The sequence below is a fragment of the Desulfomicrobium escambiense DSM 10707 genome (assembly GCF_000428825.1).
Taxonomy (GTDB): Bacteria; Desulfobacterota; Desulfovibrionia; order Desulfovibrionales; family Desulfomicrobiaceae; genus Desulfomicrobium; species Desulfomicrobium escambiense.
Genome location: NZ_AUAR01000004.1, coordinates 134,616 through 150,900 on the forward strand (window position 1 = coordinate 134,616; position 16,285 = coordinate 150,900).

Below are 16,285 nucleotides of genomic sequence, written 5' to 3' on the forward strand. Positions count from 1 at the left end.
GCGTGCGCGCCACTTCAGTGGAAGCGCGGCGGATATGTAGCATTTATGAACCATTTTTAGAGTAGAACCACAGTTGTGAATGGACGCGATATGCCAACGGATATTTCCTTCTAGACTTTCAGCGGTATGTTTTGATATACATGGAAAATTCAGGTGAGAGAGCGTGCTTTTCGTTCTCATGGATTCTCGATTCCGTTGCCGGGGGCGTCATTTTCGCATGCGTAGTCTGAACCTGCGGGCAGTCATTTTTCTTGTATTCCTTCTGTGCGGGGGAGGGGGGGCTTCGGTGGATAACGCCTGCGCTCTGGACGCTGGGGCTGCCGCTGTCGGGGGGGATGACGCTTTGCGTCCGGTCAGGAACATCGCCTACTTCGAGGCCGGCCCGTACTGGGAGTTTAACCTTCTGTTCGGGAAGGTCACCGAGTCCCTGAATCGGCTGCGCGTCCTGGACCGGGTGCGCTTTCCCGAGTCGCTGCACGTCAGCCCGGGTTGGGACGCGGACTCGTCCACGTACGCCGCCGAAGCGAGGCGGCTCATGTCCGACCCGTCCGTGGACCTGATCATCAGCATGGGCACCGTGGCGACCAAGGCTCTCCTGGAGGCGAACAACCTGAAGACGCCCATCGTGTCCATCGATGTGGCCGATCCGGTGGGGGCCGGAATCATCGACGCCGAAACGGGCAAGGGTGCTTTGAACCTGACGCTGCAGTACACGCCCGACAAGTGGCAGAAGGTTTTTGTCCTCTTTCACAAGGCGCTGCCGTTCAGCAGGCTGGGGATCATGTACCACGACTCCCCGGAGGGGCGTTCCTACTCCAATGTGAACGAGGCCCGTGAAGTGGCCCGGGACAGGGGATTCACGCTTGTCGAGTACGCGAAGCTGGACAAGGAGGAGAGCGTCGACTCCTGCGCCGCAGGCGTGCAGGACCTTGTCGACCGGGGGGTTGATGCCTTTTACATATCCGCATTGAACTGTTTTGACTGGACTACGGGGAATCCCCGGAGGATGTTCGAGGAACTGCACGCACGGGGCATCAAGACCCTCGCCCGCGACGGAACCGCCCAGGTCAGTCGGGGCGCCCTCATGGGGCTCTCCACCCTCGATTACGTTCCCCTCGGCGAGTACTATGCAGGCCGGATCGCGCGTCTGTTGGGGTTCATTCCTGAGGGTGAGCCCGTCGTGCAGGGGCCCTACAGTCCCAAGATCACCTTCAATCTGGACACCGCGAGCGCTTTGAAACTGGACGTCCCCCTTATCCTGCTGATCACGGCCGATGAAATTTTCGACTCCAGCCTGGCACCGGTCCGGAACGAAACTGGAGCCAGATAGGTTGCCGGAACATTTTCGGCCAAACATGCAACCAAAACCACATCGGAGTACCACGATGGCAACGAAGAATTCCGAAATGATGACGGAAGCAGAAGGACAGGACAGGCTCAATCTGGAGCCGATGCCCGAAGAGACCGCCGAGGCTGTGGCCGCGGCGCTGCCGAGCGAGTGCGAAATCGATGCGCTGATCCGCAAGCGCGTCTATGCGGCCATCGGGGTCGGGTTCGTACCGCTGCCGCTGGTCGATCTGGCCGGACTGACCGCTGTCCAGCTGGAAATGATCCATGCCCTGACCAAGGCCTACGGACTGGAGTTCAAAAAGGAGAGGGCGAAATCCATCCTTTCCTCCCTGGGCAGCGGCGTTGTTTCCGTTGCCGCAGTGCCGCTCTTCGCCTCCCTGTTCAAGAGCCTGCCGATCGTGGGCACCACGGCGGGCAGCGCGACCATCAGCATTGTCGGCGGCGCATCCACCTATGCCATGGGCAAGGTGTTCGACCGGCACTTCAGGAAGGGCGGCAATTTGCTGAATTTCGACGCGCAGGGCGCAAAGGCCTATTTCAAGACCAAGTTCGAGGAAGGCAAGGGCGTGGTCGCGAAGATGAAGCCCGGCAAGAAGGCTGACGCCGCCGAGCCGGCGACGGAATCCGGGGCCACGGCCTAGGTTCGTCGCTCAAGTCTGGTCGCTGCTGATTCTGCTCCAGGCGCGTGGGCCCACCCGGCTGACTCCGTTTCCGCCGGGGAGGCGCGTGCGCGGCGTGGATCCTCGTCTGAGGCATTGCCGTTCGGGACGGTCGGAGCCGGGTTGAGCCGGCTCCCGACCGTGGTATCGTATTTGTGTATCTGTGTCGGGGGGCGCCAGTTTCATTTCGCCATGCTGCAATTCACTCGCTCGCTTTTTTTCAACCTGCTCCGCACCGAAGCGGGTCCGGAAGGATCCCGGCTCGTGGGGGCGTGCCTCGCCGCCGGCGTGATGCAGGGCCTGGCCGTGTTCAGCGTGCTCCAGGGGCTGGAGCAGATGTTCGATGACGGCATCCGCTTTCACACGTTCCTGGCTTTTTTGCTCTGTCTCGGTTTTTTTTACTGCCTTTTCCGCTATGTGACGGAACGTGCGGCGATCATCGCCCTGCGCGGAGTCATGGGCTGGCGGATGCGCATTGCGACGAAGCTGCGGGCCGTCAGCCAGATCGAGTTCGCCAAGCTCGAAAAAGCGGTGGTGCAGTCCGCCCTGCTCGATGAACGCGAACTGGTGGTGGAAGCCTCGCGCATGCTCATGGCCTCTGCGGTCAACACGGTCATGATCGTGGTGGCTTTCGTCAAAATGTTCACCGTGTCCATAGTGGGGGCCTTGACCGTTGTCGCCTTCCTGGGCCTGGGGCTGTTCCTTTTCCTGCGTCTTGTGCGCGGGGTGTACGCGTTCATGGAGGCCGCGCGTCGGTCCGAGCTGGATTTCGCCGCGAGTCTGCGCGACCTGCAGGGCGGGTTGCGCCAGTTGAAGCAGCACAAGCCCAAGACCACGGACCTGTTCGCCGGGCAGATCATCCCTGGCCTGGATCGGGTCACGGAGTCGCGGGAGTCCACCGAGCGCGGCCACGGCAAGGGGATTTCCTTTTTCGCGGTCTTCAACCTGCTGATCTTGGGCATGGTCCTCTTTCTCATGCCGGGATTCCTGGATATCGACGCCAGTACCACCTCCACCCTGCTGATCCTCAGCATGTTCTGCCTGACGCCGATGATCAGCCTGGTGAGCTTTGTGCCCATGCTGGCCAAGGTGGAGATGAGCCTGCGTGAACTGCAATGCTTCGAGGTCCGTTTGGACGAGATCATGGAGCCGTGCGAACAGGAAGGGGTGAATTCCCGCTGGCAGCACCCCGATCCGAAGACGCCCGTCTTCGAGTCGCTCAGCATTCGCGACGTGCGGTTTGATTATTTCGATCGTCAGGGGACGCGCCAATTTGGGGTGGCCGTGGAGGACTTCTCGCTCAACCGCGGTGAAATCGTCTTCATACGCGGGGGGAACGGCTCCGGGAAATCCACGTTCATGAACATGGTCGCCGGTCTGTACCCTGCGCAGGGCGGAGAGATATCTGTCAACGGCTTGCCTCTGGCCGACATGGGTATGGAGACGTACCGGAACCTTTTCACCTTGCTGCCTTCGGATTTCCACCTGTTCAGCAGGCCGCTGGGGGTGGATGCCTCGGAGCGGCGCATGGCCGAGGTGCTCGCTCTGATGCGCATCGACACCAAGGTGCGCCTGGAGCCCGACGGGACGTTCTCGACCCTCGACCTCTCCGCCGGGCAGCGCAAGCGCCTGGCCTTGGCCTGCGCTCTGCTGGAGGATCGGGAAGTCTGCCTTTTGGACGAGGTTGCGGCAGATTTCGACCCGGGATTCAGGAAGTTCTTCTACGAGACGCTCCTTCCGGACCTGAAGCGGGCGGGACGCACGATCCTCGCCATCTCCCATGACGACCGCTACTTCCATGTCGCCGACCGGGTGCTGGCCATGCGCGACGGCCGGTTCGTCGAAAACGGGCATGACGGGGATGCTGCATGAAGGTGCTTGCGCTTTGCCTCGCTCTGCTTCTGGGGTTCGTCGTGCTGCGGTCAACCGACTACCGAAGCGTTGCCCCGCCCTCCAATATCGAGAGAGCCAGGCAGTTGTATCAGAAGGTCAATACGACGCTTGCTTCGGTTGTCAGCGCTAGGGAGCATGAAGCAATAATTCGTGAGCGTCTTGAATGTTATGCCGAGAACAGTGATTATACAAAGCGTATCGGTTTGTGCAACAATTTGTATGCAAAGTCCATTGTCAAGCAGGCGCGAGAATCGCTTACATCTAGACCTGAAATGGGTTTGTTCGTAAAGAATATTTCTCTTTGTCCAGTTATGCATAATATGTGCATCGGAAAGACGAATAATGATAATGAGCGATGTGTTGTTTTTGAGCGGCAATGCATCGACTATATGTTGGATTCTTATTGGCGTGGGGCTTCCTTGTACTCAACGCAACAGTACAGATCGGAATGATGAAAAAAATATTGGACGCAATTCGTCGTTTCTTGCAACGCTATCGTACGCATTTCACTGTAGCCGGTTTCGTCGCCGTCCTGCTTCTGGCTTTTCTATGGCCGCGGATGATGATCACGGTCGGGTCGGGTGAGCTGGGAGTCCTGTACTCCAGGTTCTTTGGTGGCACGGTTCTCGACAGGGTTTATAAAGAGGGGCTTCATGTCATATCCCCTTGGAACACCTTGTTCGTTTATGACACGCGTATCCAGGAGGAGACTCAGGCCATCGACGTGTTGACCCTGGACGGTTTGACGGTGACCGTGCAGGTATCGTTACGCTATCAGGTCGTCCGCGACAGCCTGCCGATTCTGCACCAGCAGATCGGACCGGATTACAGGCGCAAGATCATCCTGCCGATCTTGACCTCCGCAGTGCGCCAGACCATCGGCAGTTTTCGGCCGGACGCCCTGTACTCCACCGCGCGGGGAGAACTGCAGGACAAGATGCTGGTTGACGCAACCGAGGAGATGGGGCGCATTCCCATTCTCATTCACGGCTTCGTGGTCCGGGAGATCGTCCTGCCCGAGGTGCTGCGCACATCGATTGTCGAAAAGCTGGTGGCCGAACAGAAGTACCTGCGCTACCACTTCCTGCTCCTCGAAGCCAAGGAGGAGGCCAAGCGCAAGGCCATCGAAGGCGAGGCCGTACGGTACTATCAGTCCCTCGTGAACGAGAACATGACCGAAAACTTCCTGCGCTACGAAGGCATCCAGGCCACCGCCAAGCTTGCGGCGTCGGAAAACGCCAAGGTCGTCGTGGTGGGCAGCGGAAAGGACGGCCTGCCCCTCATTCTGAACACCCAGGACACGTCCCGGCCTTCCGCGGGGCACAACGCCGGCGTCGTTGCACCGAAGGCGGACGTCGAGGATTCCGGCACGCGAAGCGGGGCGGGCGATTCCAACTCATCGGCGGATGCTGGCGGACCGGGGCCTGAATCGGGCTGGCGCATGCGGAGTTCGGGATTCGTGGAATTCCTCGAACGCCTGGACAAGGTGTTGCTCAATCCCGCAAAGAATAACCCGCAGGCGATGCCGCCGGCTGCCACCAAGTGAGGCCGGACTACCTCGCGATGGAACATTGACCGCTACGCGCGACATGCACAATTGGAGAGAGTTAAATGCCTGTATTCGTTATTTTTTTTGCTGGAAGTCTGCTGGTCGGTTTTCTGGGCAGAAAGACCAGATTCGGTTTTTGGGGCAATTTTTTCGCGAGCATGCTGCTATCCCCGCTGGTGGGTTTGCTGCTCATCCTGGCCGCGGAGCCCGTGAACGCGAAGACTCCGGATTCCCCCCAGACCGGCGAATAGTGGCGCGTGTCCCGTCGTCGATCTCCTGCTGCGGGCCGGCTGACCGGGCCGTGCCCCTGGCGGAAGCGCCTTCACGCAGGGTGAGCGTCGGCCCCTTTTCGGCCGAACCGGGTCGGACAGCGATCCGGAGGGTGCCCGTCATATGAGCCGATCTTTTTTCTCCAGCATTCTGCGTGTCCTCATTCTCGTGCCGGGCGTGATTTTCACGCTCTCCTTCGCGCCGGCCCTGGCGCAGGATCCCCCCGTCAAGCGCATCGGCTATCTGGAGGCCGGGCGCTTCTGGCTTTTCGACCGCACCTTCGCAGCCTTTCAGCAGGCCCTCGCCGACAGACCTGAGGTGGGCGTCGCCTATCCGCCGGATGCCCATCACAGCCCTGGCTGGGAGCCGGAGAACATGGCGCGGCTGCCCGAATTAGCGGAGAAACTGATGCGACGCGGAGATCTGGACCTGGTCGTGGGCATGGGCACGGCTGCGGTCAAAGCGCTTCTGGCCCAAAACAACGGACATACTCCGATTCTGGGCATGGGCATGGCCGATCCCGTGGCGGCCGGGGTCGTGCGAGGGGTCGCGGATTCCGGGGTGGACAACTTCACCTGCCAGGTCATCGCGGACAGATGGACAAGCATGTTCCGCGTGTTTCACGATGTCGTCCGCTTCAGGAAGCTCGGCATACTGTATCAGAACACGCCTGAAGGTCGCGTCTACGCGGCCTTGGACGACGCCAGGAGTGTCGCCTCGGAACTGGGCTTCGATGTCCTGGCCTTTGGCCGCCTTTCTTCGGCTGAGACGGACGACGAATGTCGGCAGGGATTGGCCCGCCTGCGCGAGGAAGGCATGGATGCATTCTTCATCGGTCCCCTGAACTGTTTCGACCGGGAGACGAACGATGTCGGGGCCCTCCTGCAGCTTCTCAATGACTGGAAAATCCCCACCTTTGCCCGTGACGGTTCGGAATTTGTCGCAGCCGGAGCGCTCATGGGTTTTTCCACCTGGAATTTCGGCCCCACGGGTCAGTTTCTGGCCAATCAGGCCGTTGCGGTGCTGAACGGGGCCAAGCCCAGATCGGTGCCCATGCTGGACAGGGTGGAGCCGACCATCGCCATCAACCTGGAAACTGCGGTGCGCATCGGCTTTCCGTTTCCGCTCGACGTTCTCGTCGTCGCCGACGAGATCTTCGAACACACGGCCCTGCCCGACGCATGGAAGGAGCGTTGAGCCATGTCCTGGAACGCCCTTTTCAAGTTTCGCCTGTGCGTAGGGGCCCTGGCGGTGGCGACGCTCGTGATGACCCTGGGCTTCAATGTACTGCTGTCCGTGTCCACCCTGGACCGCTTGGCCACGGACTCCCTGCTGTCCGGATACCGGGCCGCGGGCGGGCACCTGGCCCAAAGCGTCGAGCGCGGACTGCGTTTCGGCAAGCCTCTGGAACAGTATGCGGGCATGGGCGAGATGCTGCGGGATCTGCAGGACGGGACTCCCGGCATACTGGCCGCGGAAATCGTCGATGCCGGGGGGAATGTCCTCTATGCCGTCAGGGAGCAAGGAGGGCCGGGGGCGAATGAGGACCGCCAGGCCCGCCGGGCCCACGACCGAAACGTCCTCGGCGGAGGCACGCAGGGCGGCGGGCAGCAATATTGGGCCGGTCCGCGGACATACCGCATCGTTGTCGCCCTGCATCATAACGGTGTTGTCGGCGGGGTTGCGCTCGAGGTTGCCGCAAGCCGGATCACTGCGGCCACGCAGGGATTCATCCGCTGGGCCGTGGCTCTGCTGGCGCTGGCCTGTCTCGTCGCAGGGGCGACCCTGGCGGCGTGGATCGGCCTGCTGACGAGTACGCCCGAAGCCCGCAGCAGGCTGGGACGGTCTCTGGGGATGACGCTGCTGGTGCTCATCGGGGGCATGCAGATCGCGTATTCCGCGGCCATGCTGTCGCTGTTCGACTCGTTCCTGCAGAACGCCATGCGCGACAAGGCGGCCCTGGCGGCCCGATTCCTCAAGCGCGATTTCGAGTACATCGTCCATAAGGGAGTCGACGTGCGCGGCCTGCAGGGCGGGAAGGAATTGCTGGAGCGGATCGTCGGCGACCATCCCGAACTGAGCGGGGCGTCGCTTTCGACCCCGGACGGCGTGAAGGTGGCTTCGGCCGGGAAAACGGACGACAGCGTCCCGGTTCTGGAGGAATCCTTCGATCGCTACTGGCCGAGTCGTTTTCGGCAGCGCGAGGCGGTGCTGCACCTGCGCCTGTACATGAACCAGAGCCACCTGGCCGACAATGTACGGGCCCTTGGAGTGGACCTGGCCACATCCATGGCCATCAGCCTGCTCCTGCTGCTGGAACTGGCCAGGATCATGGGGCTGCTCTCCTCGCGCATGCTCCGTGCCATGCCGGACCAGGCGCACGTCGATGGCGCCCCTCTCCGGGATTCCTCGGCGCAGGCGCTGCGCACGGGCGGCTTCCTCTTCTTTCTGGCCTACGACATGGGCATCTCGTTCATCCCCGTTCTGGCCCGGGCGCGTTATGCGCCGCTGTGGGGGCTGCCTGAGCAGGTGCTGGTCGGCTTGCCCATTTCTGCGGAGATGATCTGCGCCGGCGCGGCTCTGCTCGTCGCCGGCATGGTTTCCGAACGCTTCGGATGGCGCACGACCTTCGTCGTCGGTGTGGCGGCGGCGGCCATGGGGTTGTTCGTGGGTGGGGCGTCGGCCTCCCTGGGCGGCCTGATCGCCTCGCGCGGGATCTGCGGCTTTGGGTTCGGTCTGGTGCTCATGGCCGCACAGATCGGCACCCTCGACGAGGAGGATGCCGGTTACAGCCTGGCTGGGGTGTTCGCGGGCATATTCGCGGGCAGCATCTGCGGCGCAGCCATCGGCGCGCTGCTGGCCGAGCGCATCGGTTTCGATCTCGTCTTTTCCGTGGCGGCGTGCCTGATCCCTGTCGCGCTGCTGATCCTGTTCTTCGGCCGCCCGCGACGCGTCAGCGGCGGTCTGGCACACGCGCCAGCCCACGGTGTGGCGCCCGGTGGGGCTTCAGGGGAGGCATGGAATTTCCTGCGCGATCCGCGCATGCACGTCCTGCTCGGCATGATCGGCATCCCCGCGGCGCTGTGCCTGACCGGTTTCCTGCATTACCTGCTTCCGCTCATGCTGACCGAGGTCGACACGAGCCCGTCGGACATCGGCCGCCTCTTCATGCTCTACGGCCTGTGCTTCATTACGGTGGGGCCTATGCTGGGGCGATGGCTCGACCGTTCGCCCAGGAAGGATTTGTTCGCCATGTGCACGGGCCTGCTGTCAGGCGCGGCGCTGCTGATCTTCGCGGTTTCGCCGACATTGACGGCGGCCGCGCTCTCGGTCGCCGTCATCGGGACAGCGCAATGCCTGGCCGCCCCTGCGACCATGATGTGCGTGATCGGCCTGGCTTCTTCCCGGAGGCTGGGCCGGGGAAAAACCGCGAGCGTGTACCGTACGCTGGAGCGTTCGGGGCAGGTGCTCGGACCCGTTCTCTTCGGCGTGGCGCTGGTGCGCTGCAGCGTGACCTGGACCTTGGTCGCGGCCGGGGTTACGGTCTGTGTTCTGGCACTGGCCTTTCCCCTGTGCTGGCGAATCAGCCGCGGGCGGCAGTGACCATCCGCTCCAGTTCCGGCATGAGGGCGTCCTGCCGGCCGTGCGGCAGATACAGGCTGAGAAGGTCCAGGTAATCCTGCTGGTCCACGAGATTGCCGTCATCGGCGAGAAAGCGGTCGAATTCCGCTTCGGTGGGGTAGCAGAAGTACCGCTGCGCGGATTTGTCCTGGAGGGAGCCCGGCAGGAGCTGTCCGGCTTCAAGCGTCGGCAGATGGCGGCGGAAGGTTTCCGTTCCGGCGAAATAGGTCTGCACGAAGTTCCACAGCAGGCAGCGGGAATAGTCGATTTCGGTCCAGCCGATGTCGACGATGGCTCCGTTGTCGATCTCGGGGTCGATGTGAAAGAGGGTGCACCCCGAGCGTTCGTGCCGCATCCGCATGGCCTGGAAGGGGCCGCACAGCCCCCGGATCTGCGGTAGCTGCCCGGGATGGAGGCCATAGGCGCCGAGGCGGGGAATCCGGAGCATCTCTTCCGGAAGGATGTAGTCGTAACGACAGGACAGGATGAGGTCGGGCGCGAGACGCAGCATGGCCTCGACGGCCTGGGGCGTGCGCGGGCAGCCCCACAGTTCCACCTGTACGCCGTGGGTCGCAGCCAGCCCCGCGGGGGTCTGGAAGGCGGCGTGACTTCCGCGGGGAAACATGGAGTCCAGCCAGGGATAAAGGTTGGCCACGGGCAGGTCACGCTCATGCTTCAACAGCAGTCCGGCGAGGGGATTCTGCCGCTCGGCCTTGAGCACGAGATCGGACAGGACGACATGAACCTCATGCCGCGGCGCCAGGATGTTCACCAGTCTGTTCAGGGCCAGATTTCCGGCCAGGTCGTGCTTGCCGCAGATGACGATTTTCAAGCCAATCTCCGCCTTTTCGTGTTGTGCATTCGCGTGTTGCGCTCAGGCCGGACCCGGTGCCGCACCGGGTGCCGTCGCCTCCAGGCTCGCCAGCAACCGGTCGCGCGAGGGCGTGACGAGCCTGGTCGGGACGCCGTGGGGCAGTCCGGCCACGGTCAGCCAATAGCCTTCCGACAGCGGCAGGTGACGCCAGCGGATGCCGTTGGAGACACCGTTTCCCGAGGTGTCGATGCGCAGCGGATCATCCAGAAGGCCCGTGCCGGCGGCCTTGAGGACCGCCTCCTTGATCGTCCAGCGTCGGATCAACTCCGAGGCGGGAACGGCTGCCTGCCTGATTTCCTCACGTTCCCGCGCAGAGAATACGAGACGGAAGTCCTCCGCCTGCATTGGCCTGATTTCCTCCGCATCCACGCCGATGCCATTTGCGGCGCGGGCCGGGCCGATGCCTCCGACGGCCCACCGACCTGCGTGGCTGATGCTGACCGGGCGGGAACTGCCGAAAATCCACGGTCGTCCCTGCGGTTCATGGCGCAGGGAATCCAGTCCGGTCCGCAAGTCCCAGCCGTCCAGGAGCCCGAGCCCGAAGGCGAGGAGCAGCCTGGCCAGGATGCGGCGCTGCCGGTCCAGGCTCAGACGGTTGCGGCGGATGGAGAGGGCCTGCTCCTTCGGGATGAGGTCGAGGAGGGACGCTTCGTGGCTGCGCTCCAGGATGCCTATGTCTGCTGCCAGAACCAGAACCTCGCGGGAAGCCGGCGGCTCTGGCCGGTGCTGGATTTCAGACGCGTCGGGAGGGTGTTCACCCCGCATGGTGCAGTCCGGAAATGGTTTGCGTCATGTGCGCTGCCAAGGCTTCCCAATGGTCCTGGAGATAAAAGTGGTTGCCGCGAAAGGCGTGCATGGAGAAGCCGCCTGTCGTGTATTTTCTCCATCCCCGGGCAACGGGTTCGCCCACGGCGTCCTGGTCGCCCAGAAAGACGGCGATGGGAACGGGCAGCGGCGGAACAGGTTCGGGACGCCACGAGTCGAGGGCCGTGAAGTCCGCGTGGAGGATCGGCGTGAGGTAGGCGCGGAATTCGGCGGAGGCGGCGATGGACGTCGGGATTCCTCCCAGCTGCTCCACGTGCCGCCACAAATGCTCCGGGGAAAGGGACGATACGGGGGCGGACGATTTGCGCGTCATGGCGTCGGGCGGCGCGCAGGCCGAGACAAAGAGGGCCTGCGGCAGCGGCAGGCCGGCCGCGCGCGCCTGCATGGTGCAGAGCAGGGCCAGCAGTGCGCCCATGCTGTGTCCGAAAATCGCGTAGGGTGCGGTCCGCGCCACGGGCGCGATGTGGCGGAAGAGATCGTGTACGATGTCGTCCATGTTCGTCGCCAGGGGCTCCCGGCTGCGTCGTCCCCTGCCCGCCATCTCCAGGGGTTGGAAGGCGACGTGACGCGCGGGGAAGCTCTTCAGCTTCGCGTAGTAGGTTGCGCTCCCGCCGGCGTGGGGGATGCAGAACAGGGTCGTCCGCGGTGCGTCCGTTTCGAGTGGCGCTGCGGAATCTGTCCTTGCAAGGAACCGGCCCGGGCCGCAGCCGGACATCGTGGGGCCGGGGAGCACCACCTGGAGCGTCTCCGCGTTTTCCTCTGGCTCATACCTGCGCATCAGAACGATACCCATCCGGCATTTTCATCGATGTCCTGCAGGATGATGCGGGACGCGAGTTCGGTCTGACCCGATCGGCCATGCAGCTGTTTGAGCACGATCCTGCCGTCATGCATGCCGCAAATTTCGAGCTTGCCGATGTCGTGACCGATGATGAATTTGAAGCGCTTTCCGTATCCATCGAGCCGCTGCCTGGCCGCGTCGACGATCTCGATCCCCCGTTTCAACGGAATCTGGAAATGGTGCCGGACCCTCGCCACTGGCATGCACTGGTACAGATAGTACGGATTGACGCCGATGCGCAGCAGGCCGCGCATCAGGTGTACGATGCTGTCCGCGGAATCGTTGACGCCGCGCAGCAGCACCGCCTGGTTGTTGACCGTGATCCCGCGTCGTCTGAGCCCATTGACCGCCTCGGTGGCGGTGGGGGAGATTTCGTTGCTGTGGTTGAAGTGCGTCGGCAGATAGAGAGTTTTCCTCTCGTTGAATTCGTCCAGCAGGTCCAGAAGCTCCCTGTCGAAAAGGCGCAACGGATAGGTGACCGGAACCCGCGTTCCGATCCGCACGAAATCCAGGTGGTCGATTTCCGCAAGGGACATCAGCAGTTGCCGGAGCAGGGAAGTGGGCAGCATCAGCGGGTCGCCTCCGGAGATGACGACATTGGTTATTTCCGGATGTTGCGCGATATAGCTGACGGCGCCGGCGAAGCGTTCTGAACTCCTGTCCCGGGTCCGCCCGACGGTCCTCCTGCGGAAGCAGTGGCGGCAGTACATGGCGCAGTACTCTGATGCCACGATCAGCGCCGTGTAGTCGTATTTGTGCAGGAGCCCGTGCCCCTTGTCGTGGCTGTCGTCCCCGTAGGGGTCCTGGGTGGTTTCCCCCATGGCTCCGGCCACGATAAGCTCGTCGGCGCAGGGGAAGCACATTTTGCGGATGGGATCGTCAGGATCGCTGGGGTCAATCAAGCTCAGATAGTATCGCGGTATGTTGACTGGATGAATCTGGGCGACCTCCCTGAGCGCCGCTTCTTCCTTTGCAGTGTCGGGGAAAAGTTCCTGAAGTTGATTTATGCTGACAATATTATTCTTCAGCTCTTCTATCCAGTCGATATTTTTCCAGTCAATATTGTTGAATAGCATTTTTTTTAATAAATGATAGGTGTGTTAGTTTCTTATTTTGTGAATTTTAAATTTAAAAAAATTTTAATTTTATGTGTGTTTAATTTTATTTCTGTGGATTATATTTCGATATCAGATCCATGTACGTGCGTATGGAGAATTCAGTCTGCCATCTACGTCGACATGTGTACCGGCTGGCCGCTGAATCGCGGAACATGCGCAGTCAAGTCGAGGCGCAGTTGCGTACATCGCGTAAGACGTCTGCTCCAAGGCCAAGGGGTCGGACTCCGTTCGAGGGCGCGCACCCGGCGCTGTCCGAACGGACGTGACGTTGCCTGTTATTGCCAGAGAATTCAAGCTCATAACCGGTCATCAAGCATGTGTCTGACGCAAGGCGGTCATTTTCTCCCGGTCGATGAGGGGTTGTCCTGCATTGCGCGGCGCCATCACGCCCGCTCCGAACGGCCGCTGCGCAGCCCGCGGGTTCGCGCGGACGAAGGCGGGGCGGGGCCTGGGCCCCGCCCCGTCATGCATTGCTTCCGCTTCTGTACAATCTCTCGGCGTTGCTGAACTCCCTGTAGGCGTCCTGATCCAGGGGGAAGTCCCAGGAGCCGCAGCGGTATTCGATGCGGCCGCCGAAGCCGGTCTTGAAGCGGTACAGGCCGTAGAAGGGGTGGGACGGGTCCACGCCGGGCGAGACCGCGCCCATTTCGTAGGTCGTGCAGCTGCGTTCGCGGGCATGGCGCATGGCTGTCCAGTGCATGAGGCTCGGGGCCATGAGGTTGCGCTTCGTATTGGCCGACGCGCCGTACAGAAAGTTCGCGGCGTTGCCGGAGATGCCGACGATGGCGCCGGCCAGGATGTCCCGTCCGTGCCGGGCGAGCAGAAAAAGCAGCTCCGAATGATCCGGCGACGAGGCCAGACTTTGGAACAGGGCGGCAAAATGGTCGTAGCCGCACTGTTTGAAACCGTTGCGGCGGGCCGTCTGGCAATACAGGGCGTAGAATTCCGGCAGCTTTTCCCGGCCTACGGTCTGTACCGTGACCCCTTTGCGCTGCGCCAGGCCGATGTTGTAGCGGGTCTTGGGCTTCATGCCGTCGAGGATGGCTTCCTCGCTTCCGCCGATGTCCACCACGAGGGAGCTGGCCACGGTCAGGTCCTCGAAGGACTTGCGGATGTTCCAGTGCCGCGTGCCCATGTTCATGCGCATCTCGCGCACCCTGCCCTCCGGGAATGCCGTCCGTCCGCCCTCTCGCAGTTCGTCGGAATAGGGGGAGGTCCAGGGCAGGTCGTAGCGGATGAAGGCCACGCCCGGTTCCAGATGCCTGGCCAGGGCCAGGGAGAAGTTTTCGATGAAGGTCCCGTATTCCTCCTGCTCCGGCGCATGTTCGGGGCCCTGCGGCACGATGGCCACCGTTTTGTCCCCGAGGGTCTTGAGCAGCACGAGGACGTCGCCTCCCGGCCCGCCCGTGGCGATGTCGAAGGCGCGGGGCCTCAGACCGAGGCGGGACTTGACCTGCGCCCAGTAGGGCGTCTGGAACAGAATGTCCGTCGGCAGCAGTGCGGCCGTTGTCTTTGACGAGAGATCCACCATGTACTCCTCCGTTCGTGGCGGCGTTGAGGGTTGGCGAGGAACAGGGGGCCGTGCCCCCTGAAAACGCGACGATGGCCGCTTCGGCGGCGTATGATCCTAGAGGTCGTAGTTCCCGGAGCGTTCGGGCTGATCCACGACCTCCTTGATGACAAGGCGGAGCGTGCCGCCTCCGGGCCGGGGCCAGGGCATCTCGTCGCCCTCGGACAGGCCGAGCAGCGCGCTGCCCACCGGGGCGAGGATCGAGACCGTCTCCTCGTCGTTGTCGCGCGAGCCGGGGTAGACGAGCTTCAGGCAACGCTCCCCGCCTGACGGCTGTAACTCGAACCGAACGGTGGAATTCATGGTCACCACCGTCGGTGGGACCTGCCTCGGGTCCACTCTGACGGCGCGGTCGAGTTCCTCGGCGAGTCCGGCCTTGGCCGGGAATGCCACGGAGGACAGGGAGTCCAGCAGAATCTCCAGGCGCTCGGCGTCCTGGGTCGTAATGATGATTTCGGGTTTCGTGCTCATGGTCACCTCCTGGGCGCATGTGCTGCAAAAGGTTCGGGCCCGGCCGTGCGGGATGCAGGGGGCGAAAAAAAAGGGGGCATGCCGATGACACGCCCCCAGGTACTAGACCGGAATCTTCAGGGCGTGGTCAGGTGCCCACGGGGCGACGCAGCACGACGGCAACGGCTGCACGGTTGAGTTTGACGCACTTGGACATGGCTGCTCCTGAACGAAAACGCCTTTCGGGTTTGCACGGTACAAAAAAACAGGAAGCACTCCGCCGTTTCGGAATGCTTCCCATGAATCTCCAACTTCGAAACAAAAACCCCTCTAGCCCGCTCTTTGCTTTCATGCAAGCCCCAAGTCGGAAAGTCCGCCCAACCATCCAAACAGCACCTCGTCGGGCCGGATGCGACCCGGATCGGGTTGCCCTACGGGTGTTTTCTGCGGCCGTGGTCGTCCGCGGCGTCGGCGCTGGTTATTGATCGGCGCGCAGGATGTACCCAAGCCAGACGTCGCGGTTGCCCAGCAGGGACCGGCTGCGCGTGTGCTCCAGTACGCGCAGCTCCGCCCTGTCGAACTCGCGGCGCAGTTCCGAGTCCGACCAGAGCTGGAAGACCCGTCCGTCGCCCGCCTCCTCGCTGCCTCCCCAGGCCTTCATGCTGACGTACATGATGCCGCCGGCCTTGAGCATGCGCTTGGCCTTGCTCATGGCCCTGGGGAATTCCGGCTTGGGCAGGTGGACCAGGGTGCCGATGAGCAGGATGCAGTCGTAGTGCATGGGCGGGTTGTAGTCGAAGAGGTCGATCATGGTCACGGGGCAGGCCGAGTGGTCGCTGGCCAGGACGGCCAGGGACGGGGAGCGCTCCAGGCCCGTTGGGTCGAAGCCTCGCGCCTTGAACCATTTGAGGTCGCGGCCCGAACCGCAGCCGATGTCGAGGATGGCGCCGCCCGGCTGCAGGTAGGGCAGCAGCGGTTCAAGGATGGGCGATGGGTCGATGCGGTTGGTGCGCTCGAAGTAGGCCCGGGCGTTGGATTCGTAGAAGTCGGTCATGGCCTCGGTCGGGGTTGCGGCGGTGCCGGTGCACGCCGTGTTTTCGGGGCGTGAAGCCCGCGTCGGATGCGCCGTTGTAGCGCCCTTGATGGAAAAAGTCAGCAGAAACCGGGCGGGCGCGACTCATTGCGACCGGCGTGTTGCGTGCAGCCTGGTCCGCTTCGCGCAAAACCCGGCAATACTGGGAGGTCGGCTTGTCGCCGGACCTCGA

14 protein-coding genes are annotated in these 16,285 nt (G+C 62.6%); 7 read left to right on the plus strand and 7 right to left on the minus strand.

Translation table 11 applies throughout. The annotated features are described in order from the left end of the window. The first annotated feature begins 286 nt into the window (after positions 1-286). From G394_RS0105020 to G394_RS0105050, 7 genes are all read left to right on the plus strand, one after another. Positions 287-1,330 (plus strand): ABC transporter substrate binding protein, encoded by a 1,044-nt coding sequence (locus tag G394_RS0105020; RefSeq protein WP_169725531.1) that lies wholly within the window; start codon positions 287-289, stop codon positions 1,328-1,330. A 55-nt stretch (positions 1,331-1,385) separates the two neighbouring features. Then, a complete protein-coding gene (locus G394_RS18040; RefSeq protein ID WP_051306959.1) occupies positions 1,386-1,991 on the plus strand; it encodes a YcjF family protein in 606 nt (201 codons plus the stop codon). A gap of 282 nt (positions 1,992-2,273) precedes the next feature. Continuing rightward, positions 2,274-3,881, plus strand: a complete 1,608-nt coding sequence (locus G394_RS20050; RefSeq protein ID WP_169725532.1) for an ATP-binding cassette domain-containing protein — start codon at positions 2,274-2,276, stop codon at positions 3,879-3,881. A gap of 583 nt (positions 3,882-4,464) precedes the next feature. Next, positions 4,465-5,448 carry a prohibitin family protein gene (locus G394_RS18050; protein WP_245578263.1) on the plus strand — a complete coding sequence of 328 codons (984 nt, stop codon included), beginning with the start codon at positions 4,465-4,467 and terminating at the stop codon, positions 5,446-5,448. 65 nt (positions 5,449-5,513) lie between these two features. Further along, the gene (locus G394_RS0105040; protein WP_028576724.1) at positions 5,514-5,702 is read left to right on the plus strand and encodes a hypothetical protein; all 189 of its coding nucleotides are present in this window, start codon (positions 5,514-5,516) and stop codon (positions 5,700-5,702) included. A 142-nt stretch (positions 5,703-5,844) separates the two neighbouring features. Then, positions 5,845-6,918 (plus strand): ABC transporter substrate binding protein, encoded by a 1,074-nt coding sequence (locus tag G394_RS0105045; protein ID WP_028576725.1) that lies wholly within the window; start codon positions 5,845-5,847, stop codon positions 6,916-6,918. Positions 6,919-6,921: 3 nt separating this feature from the next. Continuing rightward, the gene (locus G394_RS0105050) at positions 6,922-9,324 is read left to right on the plus strand and encodes an MFS transporter (protein WP_028576726.1); all 2,403 of its coding nucleotides are present in this window, start codon (positions 6,922-6,924) and stop codon (positions 9,322-9,324) included. Here G394_RS0105050 and G394_RS0105055 read toward each other — a convergent pair. The 7 genes from G394_RS0105055 to G394_RS0105085 form a co-directional block, all read right to left on the minus strand. Next, the gene (locus G394_RS0105055; protein ID WP_028576727.1) at positions 9,305-10,174 is read right to left on the minus strand and encodes a formyltransferase family protein; all 870 of its coding nucleotides are present in this window, start codon (positions 10,172-10,174) and stop codon (positions 9,305-9,307) included. The genes G394_RS0105050 and G394_RS0105055 overlap by 20 nt on opposite strands. A gap of 42 nt (positions 10,175-10,216) precedes the next feature. Continuing rightward, positions 10,217-10,981, minus strand: a complete 765-nt coding sequence (locus G394_RS0105060) for a 4'-phosphopantetheinyl transferase family protein (RefSeq protein WP_028576728.1) — start codon at positions 10,979-10,981, stop codon at positions 10,217-10,219. After that, entirely contained in the window at positions 10,971-11,834 is an 864-nt protein-coding gene (locus G394_RS0105065; RefSeq protein ID WP_084435353.1) for a thioesterase II family protein, read from the minus strand. Before G394_RS0105065 ends, G394_RS0105060 begins: the two co-directional genes overlap by 11 nt. Beyond that, positions 11,819-12,958 carry a KamA family radical SAM protein gene (locus tag G394_RS0105070; RefSeq protein ID WP_051306961.1) on the minus strand — a complete coding sequence of 380 codons (1,140 nt, stop codon included), beginning with the start codon at positions 12,956-12,958 and terminating at the stop codon, positions 11,819-11,821. Before G394_RS0105070 ends, G394_RS0105065 begins: the two co-directional genes overlap by 16 nt. Before the next feature lie 505 nt (positions 12,959-13,463). Next, positions 13,464-14,531 (minus strand): lipid II:glycine glycyltransferase FemX, encoded by a 1,068-nt coding sequence (locus G394_RS0105075; protein WP_028576731.1) that lies wholly within the window; start codon positions 14,529-14,531, stop codon positions 13,464-13,466. A gap of 96 nt (positions 14,532-14,627) precedes the next feature. Then, positions 14,628-15,041 (minus strand): nucleoside diphosphate kinase regulator, encoded by a 414-nt coding sequence (gene rnk, locus G394_RS0105080; protein ID WP_028576732.1) that lies wholly within the window; start codon positions 15,039-15,041, stop codon positions 14,628-14,630. 457 nt (positions 15,042-15,498) lie between these two features. Next, the gene (locus G394_RS0105085) at positions 15,499-16,074 is read right to left on the minus strand and encodes a class I SAM-dependent methyltransferase (protein ID WP_028576733.1); all 576 of its coding nucleotides are present in this window, start codon (positions 16,072-16,074) and stop codon (positions 15,499-15,501) included. Positions 16,075-16,285: the final 211 nt, after the last annotated feature.